We start from the raw sequence: 20,958 nt of genomic DNA, 5'->3' as shown, positions 1-20,958 counted from the left end.
CGACATTTCGTCAAGCGATCCGCCCGCCCAGCCCGTTCATCATCTCGACAAAGCCAGGGAAGCTGGTGGCGATCATGCCGGGCTCATCGACCGAGACGGGCTGATCCGAAGCCAAGCCCAGGATCAGATGGCTCATGGCGATGCGGTGGTCGTGGGCGGTGTGGACAAGGCCGCCGCCGCGCACCGACCCGCCCTCCCCGGCGCCCGTGACGATGAAGCCCTCCGGCTCCTCCTCCACCTGGACGCCGCAGGCGCGCAGGCCTTCGACCATCAGCGAGATCCGGTCGCTTTCCTTGACCCGCATTTCGCCCACCCCGCGCATGACGGTGACGCCTTCCGCAAAGGCGGCCGTGGCGGCCAGGATCGGATATTCGTCGATCATCGAGGCGGCGCGGTCTTCGGGCACGACCACGCCCTTGAGCGCCGAATGCCGGGCGGTGACGTCGCCGACCGCTTCCCCGCCGGCCTCTCGGCGGTTCGATATCGTCAGGTCGGCGCCCATATCGCGCCAGGCAGCGAACAGGCCGGTGCGGAGGGGATTCAGCATGACCCCCTCGACCGTCACCGCCGAGCCCGGCACGATCAGGCCGGCGGCCAGGGGGAAGGCGGCGGACGACGGATCGCCCGGCACGGCGACGAAGGTTCCGGTCAGGGGTTGTCCCCCCTTCAAAGAGACGACCCAGCCCTGGCCCATCTCTTCGACACCCACCTCGGCGCCGAAGGCGCGCAGCATCCGCTCGGTGTGGTCGCGGCTCTTTTCCGGCTCGGTCACCGAGGTGACGCCCTGGGCGTTCAGCCCGGCCAGCAGTATGGCCGACTTGATCTGGGCCGAGGCCACGGTCTGCACATAGTCGATCGCCGTCAGCGTCCCGCCGGTCAGGGCGACCGGCAGCCGATCCTCGGCGGCCCGCCAGTCGAACCGGGCGCCCATGTCGGCCAGCGGGCCGGTGACGCGCTTCATCGGCCGCCTTCTCAGGGAGGCGTCGCCGTCGAAGGTCGCCGTCAGCGGATAGCCCGCCGCCGCCCCCATCAGCAGGCGAACACCGGTGCCGGCGTTGCCGCAGTCGATCACCGAGGCGGGCGTCTTGAAGCCCCCCGCCCCTTCGATCCGCCAGCGCCCCTCGCCGATCCGTTCGACCTTGGCGCCGAAGGCCTGGACCGCCCGGGCGGTGGCCAGGACGTCGTCGCCCTCCAAAAGGCCCTCGACCTCGGTCACGCCCGAGGCCATGCCGCCCAGGATCATCGAACGGTGGGACATGGACTTGTCGCCCGGCGCCCGCACCGTTCCGGCGAGAGCGTTCGAACGGCTGGCGGTCAGTTGGGACGGCATTTTCACCCGCTTCAGGCTGGCTTGTCGAAAGGGCCGCGCGGGCGGCGCGAAAGACAGCTTTTGACAGCGGCTCCGAGGGGTGGCAAGGGACCGCCCCGAATTCAACCCGTTGAAGGTTCCAAACGTGGCCAATCCCGAACTGGGCGCCAAACAGGTTTGCCCGAACTGCCAGGCTAAGTTCTACGACCTGAACCGCCGCCCCGCCCACTGCCCCAAATGCGGCACGGACTTCGATCCCGAAGAAGCCCTGAAGCTGCGCAGCCGCCGCGCCCGTCCCGGCTATCCGACCGACGACGAGGACGCCGAAGATCAGGTCAAGGACAAGGCGGCCGACGGCGAAGAGGACGAGGACGAAGAGATCCGCGCCCCGGAAATCGACGAGGAAGGCCACGAGCCGATCCTGACGCCTGACGACGACGACGATTCCCCCGCCGACGCCGCAGACGAGCCGGGCATGGGTTCGACCGACGGCGACGATGACGACCTGGGCGACGATGACGACGACTCGGTGCCCTTCATCGAGGACGAAGACGACGACGACCTGGACGACGAAATCGCCAAGCCGTCGCGCGACGACGACGACTGATCTTTTTTGTTGCGCCCGCCGTATTTCCCTTTAGGGAGACGCGGCGGGCGGACAGGCTTTCGGACCCTTGCGGTTTGAAATCTCTGCCCTTTTTCACACCTGGAACCGATGTGAAAATAAATGTCGAAACGGGCTTGATCCTAAAAAAGCTCTGACATAGGTTCCGCCGCCTCGCCGGGGGCCATCGCAAGATGAACCGGGCGAACCAGACCGCAAGGTCCGGGGCTTTAGCTCAGTTGGTAGAGCGCTTGCATGGCATGCAAGAGGTCAGCGGTTCGACTCCGCTAAGCTCCACCAGTTTCCAAGGGGCCGGCTGCGACGCAGCCGGCCCCTTTTAATTTTCCGGACCCTGATCGACTCCGCCCGCCGCCGCAAAGGCGTTTACCCTCAGTTGGTAAGTTGCGGCCTATGTTTCACCGAACGACGCTCAGAACGAGACGGTTAGTGAACATCCAGCATCATGACTTCGCCGTCACGGCCGGTTTCCCCGTCCAGCCGACAGCCATCATCGACCAGCTCGAAACAGCGCGTGCGCTGATCGAAAGCCGTTTCTCCGACGCCGGGGGCCGGCTGGCGGGGTCGTTGGAGATGGTGGGACGACTGATCGAATCCCTGGATCGGCTTGAGGTCACCCTGGACGCCAAATCCGTGTCGGACACGACCCAGGACCTGTTGTCCACGGCCGAGGGACTGAACGCCCTGCCGGAGGCCCAGCAGGACCGGATCGCCTATTTCGCCAACATCAAGGTCGCCGGCGCCCAGCTTCAGGCCAATATCGACTCGATGCGCACAACGCTGCGCTACCTCCGGGCCTTTGCGCTGAACGTCAAGATAACGGCCGGGTCCACCATCCGCGCGTCGGACGAGTTCGCCGGCTTCGCCGAGCGGATGTGCAGCCAGCTGGACCTGGGCGTCGGCCAGTTGGACGAACTCGCCGATCAGCTGACGGATCTGTCGACCCGCCTGCAACAGGCCCTGGAGTTCGAACAGACCCTGAGCGGCAAATACGCCGCCCTGATCCCCGCCGTGCCGGACCGGCTGGCGGTCGACGCCCGCGCCATTCAGGAACAGCATACCCAGATCGCCGACGTCGCCCGTTCGATCGCGGCCATCGCCCGCGACATCCAGACCAAGGTCAGCAAGGCCCTGATGGCGCTTCAGATCGGCGACATCACCCGTCAGCGCATCGAACACGTCCAGCTGGGCCTGCGCGTCGCCAGCCGCCTGGCGGCCCAGTCGGACTTGGCCGAGGAGGCGCGCGACCGGGCCGAACGTCGGCTGCTGCACATGCTGGCGGCCCAGATGTCCGATATCGCGGCCGATTTCGAGGCGGAAGCGGTCAAGGTGACCCAGAGCCTGAACGGCATGGCGGCGGACACGGCCCAGATCCTGGCGCTCAACGCCCTGGGCGGCCGGGGCGGCAAGGGCGGATTGCGCGAACTGGAAGAGAGCCTGGGACACGCGGGCCTTCTCGTCGGCGACGTGACTGCGGCCATGGCCAACGCCCACAGGATCAGCAACGAAACCGTCTCGGCGGTCGAGGCCCTGTCGCGCCGGGTCGGCGCCATCCAGGGCGTCAAGCGCGACATCCAGCAGATGGCCATCAACAGCAGCCTGCGCTCCAACCGCCTGGGCGACATCGGCAAGCCTTTGAGCGTGATCGCCATCGAGCTGAGCAGCCACGCCGGCCAGCTGGAGGAAGAGGCCGATCTGACGCTCAGCTCCCTGAACGCCCTGGCGGGCGTCGCCAATGACAGGCCGGCGGGCGGCGATCAGGACGGGCGGGTGGACGCCGGTCGTCTGAACGGGGTACGCAGCCGTCTGCGCCAGGCCGCCGACGTGGTCGAGCACGACCTGAGCGGCCTCAGCGACCAGGGCGCCGCCACGGCGCGGTCCCTGACCGTCGCCGCCGAACAGCTGGGGCTGAAGGCCGACATGGGCGACGCCCTTCACGCCGCCGCCGCCGCCCTGGTCGAGGCCGCAGGGCCCGAGGTGGACGACCTGTCCCAGATCGAGGCCGCCCTGGACGAGGCGATGAACGAGATCGGGCGCTGCTATACGATGGCGCGCGAACGGCTGATCCATGCCGAATACGCCGTTCCCAAGGACGCTGCGCCGGAAGGCGAAGAGGCTCAGGCCGAGACGGCGGCCGTCGAAGCGGCGCCGGCCGAGGCGGACGAGTTCGCCGACCTGCTGTTCTGAAGATCACGCAGCCCTGAAATGAGAACGCCGCGCCGACGTCTCCGTCGGCGCGGCGTCAACTGTCGAACAGGCCGAAGACCAGGCCTGGTTCAGCGCGACCGATCGACCGCCATGATTTCGCGCGCGATATGTTCCAGCGCCATGATCTTTTGGGCGGCGCCCCGGGCGATGGCCTCCTTGGGCATGCCGAAGACGATCGAGCTGGCCTCGTCCTGGGCCACGGTCACGGCGCCGGCCTCCTTCATCTCCAGCAGGCCGCGCGCCCCGTCGTCGCCCATGCCGGTCATGATGACCCCCATGGCGTTGCGGCCGGCCGCGCGGGCGGCCGAGCGGAACAGGACGTCCACCGAGGGCCGGTGACGCGAGACGGGCGGACCGTCCTTGATCGCCACCTGATAGCGGGCGCCCTGGCGTTCCAGCAGCATGTGTTTGTCGCCCGGCGCGATCAGGACGTGGCCGCGCAGGACGGGATCGCCGTGCTGGGCCTCCTTGACCTCGACCTCGCACAGGCTGTTCAGCCGTTTGGAGAAGGCGGCGGTGAAGCCGGCCGGCATATGCTGGACGATGACGATCCCCGGCGCATTGGCCGGCAGGGCCTGCAGGACTTCGCGGAGGGCTTCGGTGCCGCCGGTCGAGGCGCCCAGACAGGCGACCATTTCGGTGGTGCGGGCCATGGCCGCGCCGCTGGGCGGCGGCAGCATGGCGTCGGCCGTCAGCTTGGTGCCGGGATCCAGCGTCCGGGCGGTCGGGCGGCGGGCGCCGACGCGGGCGCGGGCGGCGGCCTTGACCACGTCGCGGATGCGGTCGCCGCTCTCGGCCAGATGGTCCGCCGCCCCGATCCGCGGCTTCAGGATGATGTCGACGGCGCCGGCTTCGAGCGCCTGCATCAGGGTCTCGGAGCCCGCCTCGGTCAGGGACGAGCACATGACCACCGGGATCGGGCGCTGAGACATCAGTTTCCGAAGGAAGGTGATGCCGTCCATGCGCGGCATTTCCACATCCAGGGTGATGACGTCGGGCACGTCCTCGGCGATGCGGCGGGCGGCGACGAAGGGATCGGACGCCACCCCCATGACTTCGATCTGCGGATCCGCCGACAGCACGTCCACCAGGGTCTGGCGCACGCTGGCGGAATCGTCGATCACCAGAACACGAACCTTGGGCATGAGGTCAGGTCTTCCGGAAGATGGTGTTGGCGACGGTGACCAGCGGCAGTTCGATGCCGGTGATGCTTTCCGAATGGCCGATGAACAGATAGCCGCCGGGCCGCAGACGGGCGCACAGACGGTTCAGAACCTTGGCCTGGGTCTGTTTGTCGAAATAGATCATGACGTTGCGGCACATGATCATGTCGAAAGGATCGCCGACCGAATAGGCCTCGTCCATCAGGTTCAGCCGCGCCAGCGACAGCTTGGACCGCAGGGACGGATGAATGCGGCTTTCGCGGCGGCTGGCGTCGCGCGCCCTCATCACCCAGCGCTTCATGTCCGCCGGCACGGGCGTCAGCATTTCGTCGGGATAGACGCCGCGCAGGGCCGTCTCCAGCACCTCGGTCGACAGATCGGTGCCCAGGATCTGATAGTCCGGCCCGCCCTCTTCGTCGGCGAACTTCTGCAGGACCATGGCCATCGTATAGGGCTCGGCGCCCGTGGAACAGGCCGCGCTCCAGGCGCGGATGCGACGCTGCCCGGCGGCCTTGAACTCGGGCAGGACGTGGCTGGCCATATAGTCGAAATGGCGCGGCTCGCGGAAGAAGTCGGTCTTGTTGGTCGTGACCGCGTCGATCAGGAAGACGGACTCGGTCTCCAGCCCGCCGTCCTTGAACAGATAGTCGCAATAGCGGTCGAAGGTCTCATGGCCGGTGACGCGCAGCCGGCGACGCAGCCGTCCCTCCAGCATGGTGCGCTTGGACGAGGGCATCTTGATGCCGCTGTAGTCGTAGATGTAGCGCGCCAACCGTTCGAAGTTGCGGGCGCTGATCTGATCAAGCGTGGGGGCGGACCGTTCTAGCGCCGCTTGGGACAAGGCGTTTCTCTCTTCTTTTTATGGGCCGTTCGCGCCGCCCTCAGGCGGCGCGTTCGACAGGGGCGAAGGCGGCGAGATCGGCCGCATCGCCGGTGGTGGACAGGAGCCGGGGCAGGTCGATCAGGACGACGAAGCCGTCGTCGCGCCGCACCACGCCGGAGATGTAGTCCGAGCGCCATTTGACGCCGATGTCGGGCGAGGGCTCGATCTGGTCGGCGGCGAAGCTGGTGACCTCGAACACCCGGTCGGCGACCAGACCCAGGCTCAGGGTCCGGTCCTCCAGCGGAATGTCCAGGACCAGGATCCGGGTGTTCAGGGTCGGTTCGACCGGCGCCATCCCCAGGCGGATCCGCAGATCCGCCGTGGGAACGCCCTGGCCGCGCACATCGGTCAGACCCATCAGATAGGCGGGGCTGTTGGGGATGCGCGACGGGGCCTGATAGGTCAGGATCTCCCGCACCAGCCCGACCGGGGCGGCGAAGACCTCCTCGCCCAGACCGAAGGTGACGTATTGACCTTCAGCCGCACCCGCTTTTTCCACGGGGCCGGACATCAGGCGCTCTCCCGGAAGTCCATGTCCTCGGCGTCGGCGCCGCCGCTGGTCAAGTCCAGGGCGAAGCCCTGGGCCCGGGCCTGCTGGGCGTGGACCGGAGACTTGGCGAAAGACTGGGCCGGGGCAGCCGCCTTGGCGACCGGACGGGCGGCGGGCTTGGGCGGCGACTTGAAGGTCGAGGCGCGGGCGGGAGCCCGGGCCGGAGCCCGTCCGCTGCGGCCGCCGGCCGAGTCGGTGCGGAAGAAGGCGATGGAGGCCTGAAGCTCTTCGGCCTGGGCCGCCAGTTCTTCCGAGGTCGCCGACATCTCTTCCGAGGCGCCCGCATTCTGTTGCGTCACCTTGTCGAGCTGCTGAATGGCCTCGTTGATCTGGTTGGCGCCGACGTCCTGCTCACGGCAGGCGGCGGAGATTTCCGAGACCAGTTCGGCGGTCTTGCGGATGTCCGGCACCAGGCGCTGCAGCATGTCGCCGGCCTCTTGAGCCGCCTTGACCGTGTCGCCCGAGACCGCGCTGATTTCGGCGGCGGCCGTCTGGCTGCGTTCGGCCAGTTTGCGCACTTCCGAAGCCACGACGGCGAAGCCCTTGCCGTGTTCCCCGGCGCGGGCGGCCTCGACCGCCGCGTTCAGGGCCAGAAGATCGGTCTGACGCGCGATCTCCTGCACGATGCCGATCTTGTCGGCGATGGTGCGCATGGCGTCCACCGCGCGGGTCACGGCCTCGCCGCTCAGTTCGGCGTCCTTGGCCGACTGGCGCGAGATCTTTTCGGTCTGGGCGGCGTTGTCGGCGTTCTGTTTGATGTTGGCAGCCATCTCCTCCATCGAGGCCGAGGCCTGTTCGGCGGCGGCGGCCTGTTCGGTGGCGCCCTGGCTCATCTGCTCGGAGGTGGCCGACAGTTCCTGGCTGCCCGAGGAGACGTTGTCGGCGGCCGACAGGGCGTCGGCGACGACGCCGCGCAGGCGCTCGACCATCGACTGCAGCGACAGGCCCAGGGTGTCCTTGTCCGACAGGGGCTTGGGCTGGACCGTCAGATCGCCCTGAGCGATCTCGTCGGCCATGGCGGCGGTGGCGCGCAGATTGGCCGTCATGCGATCGACCGTATCGACCAGATCCTTGATCTCGTCATTGGTCGTGACCTTGATGTCCTGATCCAGGTCGCCGATGGCGACCGCCTCAATGGCCGTGGAGACCTTGCGCAAGCCCAGGGTGACGGTGCGCGAAATCCACAGGGCGGCGACCACGCCGATCACCAGTCCGGCGACCACCAGGGCGATGAACATCGTCCGGGCTTCGGCGAAGACCTTGTCGCCTTCGACGCTGGCGGCCTTGCCGCCGTCGACGTTCAGGTTCACGAGCTTCAGCAGGTCGGCCGACAGGTCGTCATACAGCGGCTTGCTGGCGCGCATGGCCTCGGCGGCGGCCTCGTTCTGATTGACGCGCGAGAAGGTCAGCATCCGCTCGCCGTCCCGCAGATAGTTTTCGAACTTGCCGGCGAACTGATTGTAGAGCGCCCGCTCGTCGTCCGAGGAGATGAGGGCCTCATACTTCGTCCGTTCGCTCTTGATCGTGTCGAGCGTGGCGGCGATGTCCTTCTCGACCTCGGCCATGCGCGCCGGATCGGTCGAGGTGATGTGGGCGTACTGCTGGGCCCGCAGGTCCGATGTCGCCGTATTGATGCTGTGGATGGCGTCGATGCTCGGCATCCAGTTTTCGGTGATGACGGTCGACTGGTCGTTGACCGCGCTCATCTTCATGACGCCGACGACGCCGAGAATGAGGGAGATCGCCAGGACGGCGGCGAAGGCGCCGGCCAGTTTTGCTTTAATCGTTAGGCGCATTTCAGAGCCCCTTTTCTGAAGTCAGGCCGGCGAATGGCGGACGCGGGTTACTGAGGACGGTACTGGGTCGGCGATGTTGGAGGACGGAGATTCCGGACATCAGGCGCTTTCCCGGAAGTCCATGTCCTCGGCGTCGGCGCCGCCGCTGGTCAGGTCCAGGGCGAAGCCCTGGGCCCGGGCCTGCTGGGCGTGGACCGGGGATTTCGCAGGGGACGCCGACTTGCCGACCGGACGGGCGGCGGACTTGGCGGGCGCCTTGAAGGTCGAGGTGCGGGGGGCGCGGGCCGGAGCCCGTCCGCCGCGACCGCCGGCCGAGTCGGTGCGGAAGAAGGCGATCGAGGTCTGAAGCTCTTCGGCCTGGGCCGCCAGTTCTTCCGAGGTCGCCGACATCTCTTCCGAGGCGCCCGCATTCTGTTGCGTCACCTTGTCGAGCTGCTGAATGGCCTCGTTGATCTGGCTGGCGCCGACGTCCTGTTCACGGCAGGCGGCGGAGATTTCCGAGACCAGTTCGGCGGTCTTGCGGATGTCCGGCACCAGACGTTGCAGCATCTCGCCCGCTTCCTGGGCGGCCTTGACCGTGTCGCCCGAGACCGCGCTGATTTCGGCCGCGGCCGTCTGGCTGCGTTCGGCCAGTTTGCGGACCTCGGAGGCGACGACGGCGAAGCCCTTGCCGTGTTCCCCGGCGCGGGCGGCCTCGACCGCCGCGTTCAGGGCCAGCAGATCGGTCTGACGCGCGATCTCCTGCACGATGCCGATCTTGTCGGCGATGGTGCGCATGGCGTCCACGGCGCGGTTGACCGCCTCGCCGCTGGCCTCAGCGTCCCTCGACGACTGACGCGAGATCTTCTCGGTCTGGGCGGCGTTGTCGGCGTTCTGTTTGATGTTGGCGGCCATCTCCTCCATCGAGGCCGAGGCCTGTTCGGCGGCGGCGGCCTGTTCGGTCGCGCCCTGGCTCATCTGCTCGGAGGTGGCCGACAGTTCCTGGCTGCCGGAAGAGACGTTGTCGGCGGCCGACAGGGCGTCGGCGACGACGCCGCGCAGGCGCTCGACCATCGACAGCAGCGACAGGCCCAGGGTGTCCTTGTCCGACAGCGGCTTGGGCTGAACCGTCAGGTCGCCCTGGGCGATCTCGTCGGCGATCGCCGCCGTCGTGCGCAGGTTCAGCGTCATCCGTTGCAGGGCCTGGCCCAGGATGTCCTTGTCCGACAGGGGCTTGGGCTCGACGCTCAGGTCGCCCATGGCGATCTGGTCGGCCATGGCGGCCGTGGCCTTCAGATTGTCGGTCATGGTGTTGAACACCCCGACCAGATCCTTGATCTCGTCGTTCGACTTGATTTCGATCCGCTGGTCCAGATCGCCGATGGCGACGGCGTCGGCGACCGTCATCAGACGGCTGAGGCCGGCGCTGATGCCCAAGGCGATCCACAGGGCGAAGGCGACGGCGATGGCCAGGGCCGCGATCGTCAGACCGATGACCAGGTTGCGGGTGTCGGCGTACTGTTTGGACGTGTCCTGATCGGCCTTCACCATGGCGGCCTGGTTGCGCTCGACGATCTTGGCGAAGATCTCCGACATTTCGACCGCGATCTCGCGCGATTCGCCGGTCGACAGAGCGATGGCCTGGGCGTGCTGGCCCGAGCGCACCAGGTCGGCCATGCGGCCCTCCATCGTCGTCATCTGAGCCAGCAGGGCCTCCAGCCGCTGCCAGTCAGGCTTGTTGACCTCGGACGCCTTCTCCTCGCCGGCTTTCAGAAGTTCAGCCATCTCCTCGCGGGCCGTCTCACCCGTTTCGATGTGACGACGCATTTCCTCCGGCGTGGTCGAGAGGATCAGGTTCTTTTCAGCCCGGATCGACTCCAGCAGGCGGATGTTCGCCGTCTGCGAATTCTCCAGTCGCTTGGCCGGGCCCGACATGACGTCGTCCATGGCCTTGTTGAAGCTGCCCAGGCTGTGAATCCCGAGGAACGCAATCCCGATCAGCAGGACGATCATCATCCCGAAGCCGGCGGCCAGCTTGGCCTTAATCGTGAAACGCATGGCTGTTCTCCCCGAAAAGCCGGTCAATGACGAGTGGCGGACGCGACCGGCGAGCGGGCGTCGTGCTGTTGGTTGAAGAGGGTCTGGAGGGCGGGGACGACGATGAATTCGCCGTCGCGCTTGACCAGGCATTGGATGAACTCGGGCCGCCAGCGCATGCCGACGCTGGGCGGAGCCTCGGCGTCGGCGCGGGCCAGGGTGGTGACCTCGTGGACCTTGTCGGTGCGCAGGCCGACCAGGGTCGGCTCTCCGTCCAGGTCGATCTCGATGACGACGATACGGCTGTCGATGGTGGGCTCGCCCCGCTCCATGGCGAAGGCGACGCGCAGGTCCGACAAGGGGATGACCTTGCCGCGGAAGTTGATCACGGCGCCGGCGAAGGCGCCGGCCCCCGGCACCACCGTCTCGGGCGCCAGGTCCATGATCTCCTGCACCGCGACGGCCTCCAGGGCGAACAGTTCGCCGTTCAGCTCGAAGGTCAGGACCTCCATCTGCTCCGCGCCGGTCCAGCCGGTGGCTTCAGCCGTCTCGCTCATACCGCCTCACGCATCTGCGCCTCCTGCTGCTGGCCCTTGGCGACCAGGTGGCCCACGTCCAGGATCAGGGCGACGCCGCCGTCGCCCAGGATGGTGGCCCCCGAGAAGGTCGGCAGGCCGGAATGAAGCTTGGACATCGACTTGATCACCGTCTGGTGGTCGCCGATGATCTGATCGACGACCAGGCCGATCCGCTCTGCGCCGGTGGAGACGACCACCACCTTCTGATGCAGTTCGGGCGGGGTGCCGGTGTCGAACATCTCGCGCAGGCGCAGGAAGGGCACCAGGCTGTTGCGCAGGGAGATGAAGCTGCGGCCGCGCGAACGCAGATCCTCGTCCAGCGACAGCTCCAGACACTCCTCGACCGCGTCCAGCGGAATGACGTAGCGGCCGTGGCCGACGCGAACCAGAAGGCCGTCGATGATGGCCAGGGTCAGGGGGATGCGCAGCGACACCTCCGACCCCTCTCCGGGCCGGCTGGCGATGTCGATGGAGCCGCGCAGGCCCTCGATGGTGCGTTTGACCACATCCATGCCGACGCCGCGACCCGACAGATTGGTCACCGCCGCCGCCGTCGAGAAGCCGGGGTGGAAGATCATCTGCAGCAGGTCATGGTCGCTGATCGCCGCGCCGGGCTCGATCAGCCCCTGGCTCTCGGCCTTGGCGCGGACGCGGTCGCGGTCGATGCCCCGGCCGTCGTCGCGGATGGTGATGACCACTTCGCCGCCCGACTGATGGGCCGACAGGCGGATGCGGCCCGTAGCCGGCTTGCCGGCGGCGGCCCGGTCCTCGGCCGTTTCCAGACCGTGGTCGGCGGCGTTGCGGATCAGGTGGACCAGGGGGTCGGCCAGACGCTCGATGACGGTCTTGTCGATCTCGGTGCTCTCGCCGTCGGTCGACAGTTCGATCGCCTTGCCCGTCTCGCGCGCCAGGTCGTGGACCAGGCGGCGGAAACGGCCGAACAGGGTCGAGACGGGCACCATCCGCAGCACCATCATGGTGTCGCGCAGTTCGCCGGACAGGCGCTCGATTTCTTCCGACACGGCGCGCAGGGCCACGTCGGTCCCGCCGGCGGCGATCTGGCTCAGGCGGGACTGGGCGATGACCAGTTCGCCGACCCGGTCCATCAGCTCATCCAGGCGGTCGGCCGGAACGCGCACGCTCTCAGCAGCCTTGGCGGCCTTGGCGCCGCCTGCTTCAGCCGGTTCGGCGGCGGGCGCAGCAGGGGCGACGGCGGCGGGCTTGGCCGCCGAAACCGGAGCCTGAGCCGGCTCGGCGGCGGCCTGGACCGGGTCGCCTTGGGGGGCGGCTTGGGGGGCGACTTGGGAAGCCTCTTGCGGGGCGGCGGCTTCGGCGTCCACCGCTTCGATGCTCAGGGTCATCTCGTCCATGACGAAGATGAAGACGTCCTCGATCGCCGAGCGGCCGTGCTCGGTCGTCAGGGTGACGGTCCAGCCCAGATGGAGGTCGGTCGGCTCCATCCGGCTGAGCGGCGGCACCCGCGAGGTATCGACCACCACACAGGCCTCGCCCAGGTCGCGCAGCTCGTTCAGCAGGGCCAGAGGGTTGGCGCCGTTGCGGAAGGCGTCGGCGGGCAGTTCGAACTTCACGCGCCAGGTCGTCGCGCCGGCCTTCGGGGTCTCCGGCGCGGCGGCGCCGTCAGCCTCGCGCACTGCGCGCTCCAGATCGGCCAGCAGGGCGTCGCCTGCGGCGCCGTGATCGCCCGACGGATCCTCCAGCAGCTGTCGCATGTGGTCGCGGGCGGCCAGAACCGCAGAGACCAGATCCGTGGTCGCCGCCACCTCGCCCTTGCGGACCCGGTCGAAGGCGGTTTCGCAATGGTGGGTGAAGCCGGCCAGGGCGTCGAAGCCGAACATGGCCCCCGACCCCTTCAGCGTGTGCAGGCCGCGGAAGACGGCGTCGACCAGATCCCGGTCTTCGGGACGATCCAGCAGGTCCAAGAGGCCCTGTTCGATCAGTTCCAGGTTCTCGCGCGCCTCAACCTGGAAGATGGCGATGGCTTCGTTCATCGGCCCAGCACCTTCTTAGCGATCCGCACCAGCTGGTCGGGATCGAACGGTTTGGTCAGCCAGCCCGTGGCGCCCGCGGCCTTGGCCCGCGCCTTCATGCCCTCGTCGGACTCGGTGGTCAGGAAGACGATCGGCACGCCCATCTGTTCGGGCATGCGGCGCATCTCTTCGATCATGGTCAGGCCGTCCATGACCGGCATGTTCAGATCGGTGATGATCAGGTCGAAGGCGCTGGCCTTGGCCTTGGCGATGCCCTCGGCGCCGTCGCCGGCCTCGGCGACCGAATAGCCGGCGCCGGTCAGGGCGATCTTCAAGGCCATGCGGATGCTGGGCGAGTCGTCAACGGTCAGGATGGAAGCCGTCATTGAACCGATCCTTCATGAAACCAGAACCGCAGGTCGTCCTCGGACGCCTCGGTCAGAAAACCCGCCGCTTCCAGCACCGGGCGAAACGCCTCGCCCGGATGCGCCAGGCTCAAGGTCTTGCCAACGGCCTGGGCCTGACGGCGCGCCGCCTCGATCAGCTGGACGCCGCACAGATCGACGGCCTGATCCTCGACCAGGTCCAGGGTGACGGCGTCGTCCTCTTCGAAGGCGTCCAGAATGGACTGGCGCAGACCCGCGACATTGCGAACCACCAGGGCCGCATCCACCAACACTCGTCTCATCCATCCCCCGCACGGCTATGGCGCTACAACTGGAAGCATCATTGACGTGGATGGTTAAATGCCGCTCAAGCTTGCCATACGCAGATGTACCTAGACTTGCGCGGGCAATATTTCACCGGCCCGATTTACTCCGACTTCATCTCCGTGCGGCATACTGAGGAGCTGAATCGTGTTGAGTGTTTAGGAGTTCAATGTTGAACAGGTTCGCTCCTCAAGCCGAGACGGCTTACGAAGGCGATGCTTTTCACGCCCAACTCGCAGAAGCTTGTCCAGCGAATGTATGGCTGCTTAACCCCTCGGGGCGAATAGTCTACGTCAACAGCGCGGCGCGGCGACTTCGAACTTCCGCTCCGAACGACCCCGCCCAGGATTGGCGCGACATATGGCCGTCCGCCTGCCGCGCCTCGGTGGATCTTGCGGTCAGGGAGGCGCGGGCCGGTCGCGCCTTCTCCTTCCGCGCCCGGCTTTCCAGGTCCGAAGGCTCTGAGGACGGCGCGGGCCTCTATCTGAACACCCTGGTCAGCGCGGTCCGCGACGATCAAGGCCGGATCGTGCGGCTGTTGGCCAAGTCGGAGGACGTGACGGCCGAGACGGAATCGAGCGCCTTTCTGAATACGGTCATCGATGTCCTGCCCCTGGCCCTGACGGTCAAGGACGCCCGGACCGGACGCTTCATCCTGGCCAACAGGGCCGCAGAGACCCTGTTCGACCGGGTGGGGGGCCTGGCGGGGCTGAAGCCCGCCGAGGTCCTGCCTTCGAGCCTGGCCGAATGGACGGCCGCCGCCATGACCAGAGGCCGAGAGACCGCCGTGCATGAGGATCACGGCCGCGGCGGCGTCCGCTATCTGGAGGCGACCAAGGTCGCCACCTATGACGACGACGGTCTGCGCCATCTGATCGGCCTGGCGGAAGACGTGACCCAGAGACAGCGAGACGCAGACGCCCTGCGATCCGCCCTGGAGCAGGCCGAACGCGCCAATCACGCCCGCAGCGCCTTCATATCGAACATCACCCACGAGATCCGCACGCCGCTGAACGGGGTGATCGCCGGCGCCGACCTTCTGGACAGTCGCGCCGACACCGTCGACATCCGCGAGATCGCCGCAATGATTCGGGCCTCGGCGACGTCGCTTCAGCACCGTTTCGAGGATCTGATGGCCGTGTCGCGCATGGGCGCTGCGCCCAGCGCGCCCAAGGCCGGGCCGTTCGAGCCGACCGCCTTCGCCGAACAGCTTGTCGCGCCCCACCGCGCGGCGGCGGAGGCCAAGGGTCTGGCCCTGCATCTCGAGATTTCGCCCGACCTCCCGGCCCGGCTGTTGGGCGACGCGGAGGCCCTGGGGCGCATCCTGACGCCCCTGTTGCAGAATGGACTGAAGTTCACCGACCGGGGCGAGATCCGCCTGAGGATCGAAGGCCGCGAGAACGGCGTGATCCGTTTCGCCTGTCTGGATACGGGCGTCGGCTTCGCGCCTGAAAAGAAGGACGCCCTGTTCACCCCCTTCCATCAGAGCGACGACGCCCTGACGCGGCGCTTCGGCGGCATGGGGCTGGGTCTGGCCCTGGCGCGCGAGCAGGCAAGGGCTATGGGCGGCGAGGTGGACGGCGAACCGCGCGAGGGCGGGGGCTCGGTCTTCTGGCTGGACATCCCCCTCGCCGCCGTCTGCGACGACCCGGGGGCTGCGGCGGCGCAAGGGCGAATGAACGTCCTGGTCGTCGACGATCACCCCACCAACCGGCGGATCGTCGAGATGATGCTGGACGGCGTCGCCGACGTGGTCATGGCGGAGGACGGGGTGGAGGCGGTGGAGGCCGTGGAGCGCGAACGGTTCGACCTGATCCTGATGGACATCCAGATGCCTCGGATGGACGGAATCAGGGCGGTCGCTCGCATTCGCGACCGGGAACAGGCTGCGGGTCGGCCGCCGGCGCCCATCATCATGCTGACGGCCAATACCCAGGCGGAGCATGTGGCCGCCTGTCGGGAGGCCGGGGCGAACCGTCACCTGGGCAAGCCCTTCACCTCCGCCGGGCTGTTCGGCGAAATCCAGGCCGTCATGGGTCACTGACGGAAACGCGCGTCATCGCGGGCGGAACCTTGGCCTTTCGCCGCGCGCTTGAGGCGGATGGTCTCTACGATCGAGAAGCTGAACCTGGAGGCGATCGAACAGTCGCCGGTCCTGCGGATCGCCGGGGCCAGCCTGACCGTCGGCGGTCTGGTCGGCGCAGGCGTGATCCTGATCGGCGCCTTCTGCGTCAGCTGGCTGATCACCCGCGCCCTGCGGCGCGTGCGCGAACGGGCCGAACGCAGCCGTCAGGCCCTGTATCTGCTGGAGCGGCTGTCCGGCTATGCGGTGATCATACTGGGCGTCATGGCGGCCCTGTCGACGGCGGGGCTGAACCTGTCGTCCCTGGCGGTCTTCGCCGGCGCCCTGGGCATAGGCGTGGGTCTGGGCCTGCAAGGGGTGGTCAAGGAGTTCGTCTCGGGCCTGTTCCTGATCTTCGACCGGATGGTCTCTGTCGGCGACTATATCGAGATCGAGGACATCGGCATTCGCGGCGCCATCATGGAGATCGGGCCGCGCGCGACGCGGGTCAGGACCAATGACAACGTCAATGTCCTGGTGCCCAATTCGCGGCTGATCGAACAGCCGGTCACCAACTGGACGCTGAAGGGCGACACCCGGCGGATCCATGTCCCCTTCGCCGTCGCCTATGGATCGGATCGGGGCAGGGTGCGCGAGGCGGTGCTGGCCTGCGCCCGGTCCAGCCCCTTCACCCTGCCCGAGACCGAGGCGCGCAAGAGCCAGGTCTGGCTGGTGGGGTTCGGCGACAAGGGGCTGGAGTTCGAGCTGCTGGTCTGGCCGACGCGCGAGGCGGTCAAGCGACCGGCGGCCATGCACGCCGCCTATACCTGGCTGATCGCCGACGCCCTGGACGGCGCCGGCATCGAAGTCCCCTTTCCCCAGACCGACCTGCGGATTCGCAGCGCCTTCGGCCTGGAGGGCGACGAGGCGCTGGGCCGGTTCGGCTACGGCGATCGTGCGTGGTCGGCGACGAACCGCCCCGCCCCGCCGCCCGGTCCGGCCCAGGGTCAGACCTCCGGCGCCAACAATGACGCCGCCGAGGACCTGATGCTGGCCGAAGACGAGGACGGGCCGCTGGAGCGCGCGCCCGACCTCCCACCGGGGCGAACGGGGGGCTGAAGGCTTTTCCGTCCCGACACCCGGCGCTCACCCCGAGGGCGACGGACGCTGATTGGCGTCAGTGTGCGGCCTTCGCCTTAAGTCGATAGGCGTGAAGCAGGGGCTCGGTATAGCCGTTCGGCTGCTCCACCCCTTGGAACACCAGGGCGCGGGCCGCCTGATAGGCCAGGTTTGTATCGGGGCTGGCGTCCGGATCGGGCGCCATGGGACGATACGGCGGGTCGCCGGCGTTCTGGGCGTCCACCTTGGCGGCCATTCTCAGAAGGGCCGCGTCCACCTGTTCGGCCGTGCAGACGCCGTGCAACAGCCAGTTGGCGATATGCTGGGAGCTGATCCGCAGGGTGGCGCGGTCCTCCATCAGGCCGATGTCGTGGATGTCGGGCACCTTGGAGCAGCCGACCCCCTGGTCGATCCAGCGGACGACATAGCCGAGAATGCCCTGGGCGTTATTGTCCAGCTCGGCCTTCACCTCGTCCTCGGACCAGTTGACGCCGTTCGCCAGGGGCGGGGTCAGCAGATCGTCCAGCCCCGGCGTCGGCCGCGTCGCCACCTCGGCCTGGACGGCGAAGACGTCGACCGCGTGATAGTGGAGCGCATGCAGGGTGGCGGCGGTCGGCGACGGGGTCCAGGCGGTGTTGGCGCCGGTCCGCGGATGGGCGATCTTCTGCTCCAGCATGTCGGCCATCCGGTCGGGCGCGGCCCACATGCCCTTGCCGATCTGGGCCTTGCCTGACAGGCCGCATTTCAGGCCGATGGCGACGTTGCGCGCCTCATAGGCGGCGATCCAGGCGCTGGACTTGACGTCGCCCTTTCGCACTACCGGGCCGGCCCGCATGGCGGTGTGGATCTCGTCTCCGGTGCGGTCGAGGAAGCCGGTGTTGATGAAGACGATCCGGTCCCTCACCGCATGGATGCAGGCGGCCAGATTGGCCGAGGTGCGACGCTCCTCGTCCATGACCCCGACCTTGATCGTGTGGCGCGGCAGGGCCAGCAGATCCTCGACCGCGTCGAACAGACGGTTGGTGAAGCCGCACTCGTCCGGCCCGTGCATCTTGGGCTTGACGATATAGACCGAGCCGGTCGCGCTGTTGGACAGCCCGCCCAGCCCCTTGATGTCGTAGAGCGCGATCAGGCTGGTGACGACGGCGTCCAAAATCCCTTCCGGCGCCTCGGACCCGTCCGGCAGCCGGACGGCGGGGGTGGTCATCAGATGGCCGACGTTGCGCACGAACAGCAGCGAACGCCCCTTCAGCGTCAGGGTCGAACCGTCCGGCGCGATGAAGGCCCGGTCCGGGTTCAGGCGGCGGGTCAGGGTCTTGCCGCCCTTGTCGAAGGTCTCGACCAGGTCGCCCTTCATCAGACCCAGCCAGTTGCGATAGGCGCAGACCTTGTCCGCCGCATCGACGGCGGCCACCGAATCCTCCAGGTCGCAGATGGTGGTCAGGGCCGATTCCAGCACCACATCGGCGATTCCGGCCGGATCGGTGCGCCCGACCGGATGGGCGCGATCGACGATCACCTCGATATGCAGGCCGTTGTGGCGGAACAGGCGCGAGCCCTCGGTGCGCCCCGCCAGCTGAGCCGGGTCTTTCAGCACGGCGGCGTCGATGTCGGTCAGATCGGACCAGGAACCGTCGGTCAGAGGGACGGCCTCGTCCAGAAACGCCTTGGCGCGGGCCACGACCCGGGCGCCGCGTTCGGGATCATAGCCGCCGCCTTTCGGCAGGTCGCCCAGGGCGTCCGTCCCGTAAAGGGCGTCATACAGACTGCCCCAGCGGGCGTTGGCCGCGTTCAGCAGGAAACGGGCGTTTAGAATCGGGACCACCAGCTGCGGCCCCGCCATCCGGGCGATCTCGGCGTCCACCCCGGTCGTGCCGATGGTGAAGGGCTGAGGCTCTTCAACCAGATAGCCGATCTCGCGCAGGAAGGTCTGGGAGGCGGCGACGTCATAGGGCCGGCCTCGACGCCCGTCGTGCCAGTCGTCGATCCGGGCCTGAAGGGCGTCGCGATGGGCCAGAAGGGCGCGGTTTTCCGGGGCGAACCGGGCGAAGACGGCCGCCGTTCCCGACCAGAAGCCCGCCGGGTCCAGACCCAGGCCCGGCAGGACCTCCTGTTCGATCAGGGCCGCGAGTTCGGCCGCGACCTGCAATCCAGCGCGATCTTCATAAACGGTCATGGGGAACCCTTTCCGGCGGCGGCCAGGCTGTAACAATGCGTGATCACGTAAGCCGACCACGCCGGGCTTCGCAAGGGTCACGTCGCGTCAGCCCCTTCGCTTTTCGTCTAGGGGGACGCGGGGGCTCGGTCGCCTCTTGCCGAGAGCGCGCCCGGCGTCATGATCGGCGGTCATGAGCCTGTTTCGCCCCCTTCGCCTCTACGGCGTCCTCCTCGCCAGCCTGGGGGTGGTGATCGCCGTCGCCCTCTTCACCCCCGTGGCCGACGACGCCTTGACCCGGACGGCCTATGGCTGGATCGCCGGGGTCGCGGTCTTCATCGCCGCCACCCTGGCGCGGATGGCCCGGGCCCAGGACGCCGATGCGATCCGCCGGCGCGCCGCCGCCCTGGATCAGACCGGTGCGGCCGTCCTGCCGCTCAGCCTTCTGGCGGCGGCGGCCAGCGTCGTCGTGGTGGTCGGCGAGGCGCGCAGCCACGGCTCTCCCCTGACGGGCGGCCTGCTGGCCCTCGGGACGGTCGCCCTGTCCTGGACCTTCATCCATCTGATGTTCGCCCTGCACTATGCTCACGCCTTCTATCAGCGGGACCACGAGGGCGGGGACCGCGGCGGCCTGATGTTTCCCGGCGAGACCCAGCCCGACTATTGGGATTTTCTGCATTTCGCCCTGATCATCGGCGTGGCCTGCCAGACGGCTGATGTGCAGATCAGCGACCGGGGCGTGCGTCGGCTGTCCAGCGTCCACAGCCTGACCGCCTTCGTCTTCAACACCGTGATCGTGGCCCTGGCGGTCAATCTGGCGGTGGGCGCCCTAGGTGCGGGGTAATGGGCGCTGGGTGATGGGCGCGGGGTGAGCCCGCCGGTCACAAAGGCTTAACCGCGTCCGTGAACGGGACTGCAAGCCAAGGCGGCTAGAAGGGGATCACGGACGACATCGCGTCCGGATCGCCGAAGGCGTCGCGCCCATGCTGTTTCTTCTGAACGACGTCGTGTTCGACCTGGACGAGGCCTGCCCGGTCACGCCCGCCGACGCGCGCCGGTTCGAGAAGCTGGGCTTCGACTATGTGCTGGAGCTGGGTTGCGAGCTGTTCGCCGAGGATCCGCTGCTGCACCGCAACGATCCCGCACGGGCGCGCCGTCTGGCCTGGCTGATCGCCGAGCGCAGCCCGGACGTCAACGCCGCCCTGTTCGCCGCGCCCGAGGCCGGGTGCAATCCCGATCTGGTCGAGCCGCGCTTCTGCACCCTGCCCGACGCCGTCATGGGACAGCTGCACGACAAGGGCCGTCGCCTCGACGCGATCGCCGCCGATCGCGCCGTCTGGAACCGTCTGGCCGCCTGAAGCGGCGGCCTTCAAACCCGCGTCAGAGCGCCGTGAACAGGATGTGCACGACGGCGGCGACGGCGAAGATGAAGCCGAAGCCCATCGCCAGCCCTATGGCCGGGTGCATCTTGCGCGGGCGCTCGTAGGACGAGCGATCGAGGCCCGAAACGCGGTCTTCTGGATGGATCACAGCCATCGTCATTTCCTTTCCCTATGAACCCGGATCGCTCCGGGAGAGGAACGCCCGGCTCTGACGGCCTGATCGCTTCCTCAAAGCCGAGCATGACTCCAATAGCCCCTTATGGCGAGGGGTTATTTGATGTGGCGCAAAGGCGCAGCGACGGGCAGGATTCTTCGCGTAATCTGCACGCGGCTCTTTACGATCCCGCACAACCTTTGCGACAACTCAGGTTGTCGGGGGAGACGGGATGGACGTCAGTCCCATTCGGCGGGGACGGG

The 20,958-nt window shown here is 67.8% G+C and carries 18 protein-coding genes and 1 tRNA gene; 7 read left to right on the top strand and 12 right to left on the bottom strand.

Annotated elements, in window-relative coordinates; all coding sequences use genetic code 11:
* Positions 1–10 precede the first annotated feature (10 nt).
* Positions 11–1,330, bottom strand: coding sequence for a 3-phosphoshikimate 1-carboxyvinyltransferase (gene aroA / locus ACW178_RS04725; protein ID WP_054764676.1), 1,320 nt, complete (start codon positions 1,328–1,330; stop codon positions 11–13).
* Between the two features lie 124 nt (positions 1,331–1,454).
* Between aroA and ACW178_RS04720 the strand changes: the two genes are divergently transcribed.
* The 3 genes from ACW178_RS04720 to ACW178_RS04710 all read left to right on the top strand — a co-directional run bounded on the left by ACW178_RS04720 (position 1,455) and on the right by ACW178_RS04710 (position 4,118).
* Positions 1,455–1,916 carry a TIGR02300 family protein gene (locus ACW178_RS04720; protein WP_054766821.1) on the top strand — a complete coding sequence of 154 codons (462 nt, stop codon included), beginning with the start codon at positions 1,455–1,457 and terminating at the stop codon, positions 1,914–1,916.
* Positions 1,917–2,137: 221 nt separating this feature from the next.
* Positions 2,138–2,213: transfer RNA gene (locus ACW178_RS04715), tRNA-Ala, on the top strand.
* A gap of 147 nt (positions 2,214–2,360) precedes the next feature.
* Positions 2,361–4,118: a hypothetical protein gene (locus tag ACW178_RS04710; protein WP_492024914.1), complete on the top strand. Its 1,758-nt coding sequence runs from the start codon at positions 2,361–2,363 to the stop codon at positions 4,116–4,118.
* Between the two features lie 89 nt (positions 4,119–4,207).
* On the opposite strand, the gene ACW178_RS04705 is transcribed toward ACW178_RS04710, so the two are convergent.
* The 9 genes from ACW178_RS04705 to ACW178_RS04665 all read right to left on the bottom strand — a co-directional run bounded on the left by ACW178_RS04705 (position 4,208) and on the right by ACW178_RS04665 (position 13,801).
* Entirely contained in the window at positions 4,208–5,284 is a 1,077-nt protein-coding gene (locus tag ACW178_RS04705) for a protein-glutamate methylesterase/protein-glutamine glutaminase (RefSeq protein ID WP_054764674.1), read from the bottom strand.
* A 4-nt stretch (positions 5,285–5,288) separates the two neighbouring features.
* On the bottom strand, positions 5,289–6,143 hold the full coding sequence (locus tag ACW178_RS04700) for a CheR family methyltransferase (protein ID WP_152949454.1): 855 nt from the start codon (positions 6,141–6,143) through the stop codon (positions 5,289–5,291).
* A gap of 40 nt (positions 6,144–6,183) precedes the next feature.
* Positions 6,184–6,696 (bottom strand): chemotaxis protein CheW, encoded by a 513-nt coding sequence (locus ACW178_RS04695; protein ID WP_287104771.1) that lies wholly within the window; start codon positions 6,694–6,696, stop codon positions 6,184–6,186.
* Positions 6,696–8,531: a methyl-accepting chemotaxis protein gene (locus tag ACW178_RS04690; protein WP_492024913.1), complete on the bottom strand. Its 1,836-nt coding sequence runs from the start codon at positions 8,529–8,531 to the stop codon at positions 6,696–6,698. Before ACW178_RS04690 ends, ACW178_RS04695 begins: the two co-directional genes overlap by 1 nt.
* 99 nt (positions 8,532–8,630) lie before the next feature.
* Entirely contained in the window at positions 8,631–10,568 is a 1,938-nt protein-coding gene (locus ACW178_RS04685; RefSeq protein ID WP_492024912.1) for a methyl-accepting chemotaxis protein, read from the bottom strand.
* A 23-nt stretch (positions 10,569–10,591) separates the two neighbouring features.
* Entirely contained in the window at positions 10,592–11,104 is a 513-nt protein-coding gene (locus ACW178_RS04680; protein WP_287106244.1) for a chemotaxis protein CheW, read from the bottom strand.
* A complete protein-coding gene (locus ACW178_RS04675; protein ID WP_492024911.1) occupies positions 11,101–13,134 on the bottom strand; it encodes a chemotaxis protein CheA in 2,034 nt (677 codons plus the stop codon). The genes ACW178_RS04680 and ACW178_RS04675 overlap by 4 nt, the downstream gene beginning before the upstream one ends.
* The gene (locus tag ACW178_RS04670) at positions 13,131–13,499 is read right to left on the bottom strand and encodes a response regulator (protein ID WP_054764668.1); all 369 of its coding nucleotides are present in this window, start codon (positions 13,497–13,499) and stop codon (positions 13,131–13,133) included. Before ACW178_RS04670 ends, ACW178_RS04675 begins: the two co-directional genes overlap by 4 nt.
* Positions 13,496–13,801: an STAS domain-containing protein gene (locus ACW178_RS04665; RefSeq protein ID WP_082382600.1), complete on the bottom strand. Its 306-nt coding sequence runs from the start codon at positions 13,799–13,801 to the stop codon at positions 13,496–13,498. The genes ACW178_RS04670 and ACW178_RS04665 overlap by 4 nt, the downstream gene beginning before the upstream one ends.
* Before the next feature lie 191 nt (positions 13,802–13,992).
* On the opposite strand from ACW178_RS04665, the gene ACW178_RS04660 reads away from it, so the two are divergent.
* Together ACW178_RS04660 and ACW178_RS04655 are read left to right on the top strand one after the other, a co-directional pair.
* Positions 13,993–15,867 (top strand): PAS domain-containing hybrid sensor histidine kinase/response regulator, encoded by a 1,875-nt coding sequence (locus ACW178_RS04660; RefSeq protein ID WP_492024910.1) that lies wholly within the window; start codon positions 13,993–13,995, stop codon positions 15,865–15,867.
* 57 nt (positions 15,868–15,924) lie between these two features.
* Entirely contained in the window at positions 15,925–17,004 is a 1,080-nt protein-coding gene (locus ACW178_RS04655; RefSeq protein WP_152949448.1) for a mechanosensitive ion channel family protein, read from the top strand.
* Between the two features lie 58 nt (positions 17,005–17,062).
* On the opposite strand, the gene ACW178_RS04650 is transcribed toward ACW178_RS04655, so the two are convergent.
* Positions 17,063–19,180 (bottom strand): malate synthase G, encoded by a 2,118-nt coding sequence (locus ACW178_RS04650; protein ID WP_492024909.1) that lies wholly within the window; start codon positions 19,178–19,180, stop codon positions 17,063–17,065.
* A 172-nt stretch (positions 19,181–19,352) separates the two neighbouring features.
* On the opposite strand from ACW178_RS04650, the gene ACW178_RS04645 reads away from it, so the two are divergent.
* On the top strand, positions 19,353–20,003 hold the full coding sequence (locus ACW178_RS04645; RefSeq protein ID WP_152949446.1) for a DUF1345 domain-containing protein: 651 nt from the start codon (positions 19,353–19,355) through the stop codon (positions 20,001–20,003).
* 139 nt (positions 20,004–20,142) lie between these two features.
* Entirely contained in the window at positions 20,143–20,517 is a 375-nt protein-coding gene (locus tag ACW178_RS04640; protein ID WP_054764662.1) for a hypothetical protein, read from the top strand.
* Positions 20,518–20,539: 22 nt separating this feature from the next.
* On the opposite strand, the gene ACW178_RS04635 is transcribed toward ACW178_RS04640, so the two are convergent.
* Positions 20,540–20,695 (bottom strand): hypothetical protein, encoded by a 156-nt coding sequence (locus ACW178_RS04635; protein ID WP_182713469.1) that lies wholly within the window; start codon positions 20,693–20,695, stop codon positions 20,540–20,542.
* Between the last annotated feature and the right edge of the window lie 263 nt (positions 20,696–20,958).

It is taken from the genome of Brevundimonas sp. AVps4 (assembly GCF_058681525.1).
This window is presented reverse-complemented; position numbering and strand designations above follow the sequence as displayed.

Excerpts from the sequence above, each read along its gene's own strand:
- aroA (WP_054764676.1), bottom strand. The coding sequence starts at position 1,330 with ATGCCGTCCCAACTGACCGCCAGCCGTTCGAACGCTCTCGCCGGAACG.
- ACW178_RS04705 (WP_054764674.1), bottom strand. The coding sequence starts at position 5,284 with ATGCCCAAGGTTCGTGTTCTGGTGATCGACGATTCCGCCAGCGTGCGC.
- ACW178_RS04695 (WP_287104771.1), bottom strand. The coding sequence starts at position 6,696 with ATGTCCGGCCCCGTGGAAAAAGCGGGTGCGGCTGAAGGTCAATACGTC.
- ACW178_RS04690 (WP_492024913.1), bottom strand. The coding sequence starts at position 8,531 with ATGCGCCTAACGATTAAAGCAAAACTGGCCGGCGCCTTCGCCGCCGTC.
- ACW178_RS04685 (WP_492024912.1), bottom strand. The coding sequence starts at position 10,568 with ATGCGTTTCACGATTAAGGCCAAGCTGGCCGCCGGCTTCGGGATGATG.
- ACW178_RS04680 (WP_287106244.1), bottom strand. The coding sequence starts at position 11,104 with ATGAGCGAGACGGCTGAAGCCACCGGCTGGACCGGCGCGGAGCAGATG.
- ACW178_RS04675 (WP_492024911.1), bottom strand. The coding sequence starts at position 13,134 with ATGAACGAAGCCATCGCCATCTTCCAGGTTGAGGCGCGCGAGAACCTG.
- ACW178_RS04670 (WP_054764668.1), bottom strand. The coding sequence starts at position 13,499 with ATGACGGCTTCCATCCTGACCGTTGACGACTCGCCCAGCATCCGCATG.
- ACW178_RS04665 (WP_082382600.1), bottom strand. The coding sequence starts at position 13,801 with ATGAGACGAGTGTTGGTGGATGCGGCCCTGGTGGTTCGCAATGTCGCG.
- ACW178_RS04660 (WP_492024910.1), top strand. The coding sequence starts at position 13,993 with ATGTTGAACAGGTTCGCTCCTCAAGCCGAGACGGCTTACGAAGGCGAT.
- ACW178_RS04655 (WP_152949448.1), top strand. The coding sequence starts at position 15,925 with ATGGTCTCTACGATCGAGAAGCTGAACCTGGAGGCGATCGAACAGTCG.
- ACW178_RS04650 (WP_492024909.1), bottom strand. The coding sequence starts at position 19,180 with ATGACCGTTTATGAAGATCGCGCTGGATTGCAGGTCGCGGCCGAACTC.
- ACW178_RS04645 (WP_152949446.1), top strand. The coding sequence starts at position 19,353 with ATGAGCCTGTTTCGCCCCCTTCGCCTCTACGGCGTCCTCCTCGCCAGC.
- ACW178_RS04640 (WP_054764662.1), top strand. The coding sequence starts at position 20,143 with ATGCTGTTTCTTCTGAACGACGTCGTGTTCGACCTGGACGAGGCCTGC.
- ACW178_RS04635 (WP_182713469.1), bottom strand. The coding sequence starts at position 20,695 with ATGGCTGTGATCCATCCAGAAGACCGCGTTTCGGGCCTCGATCGCTCG.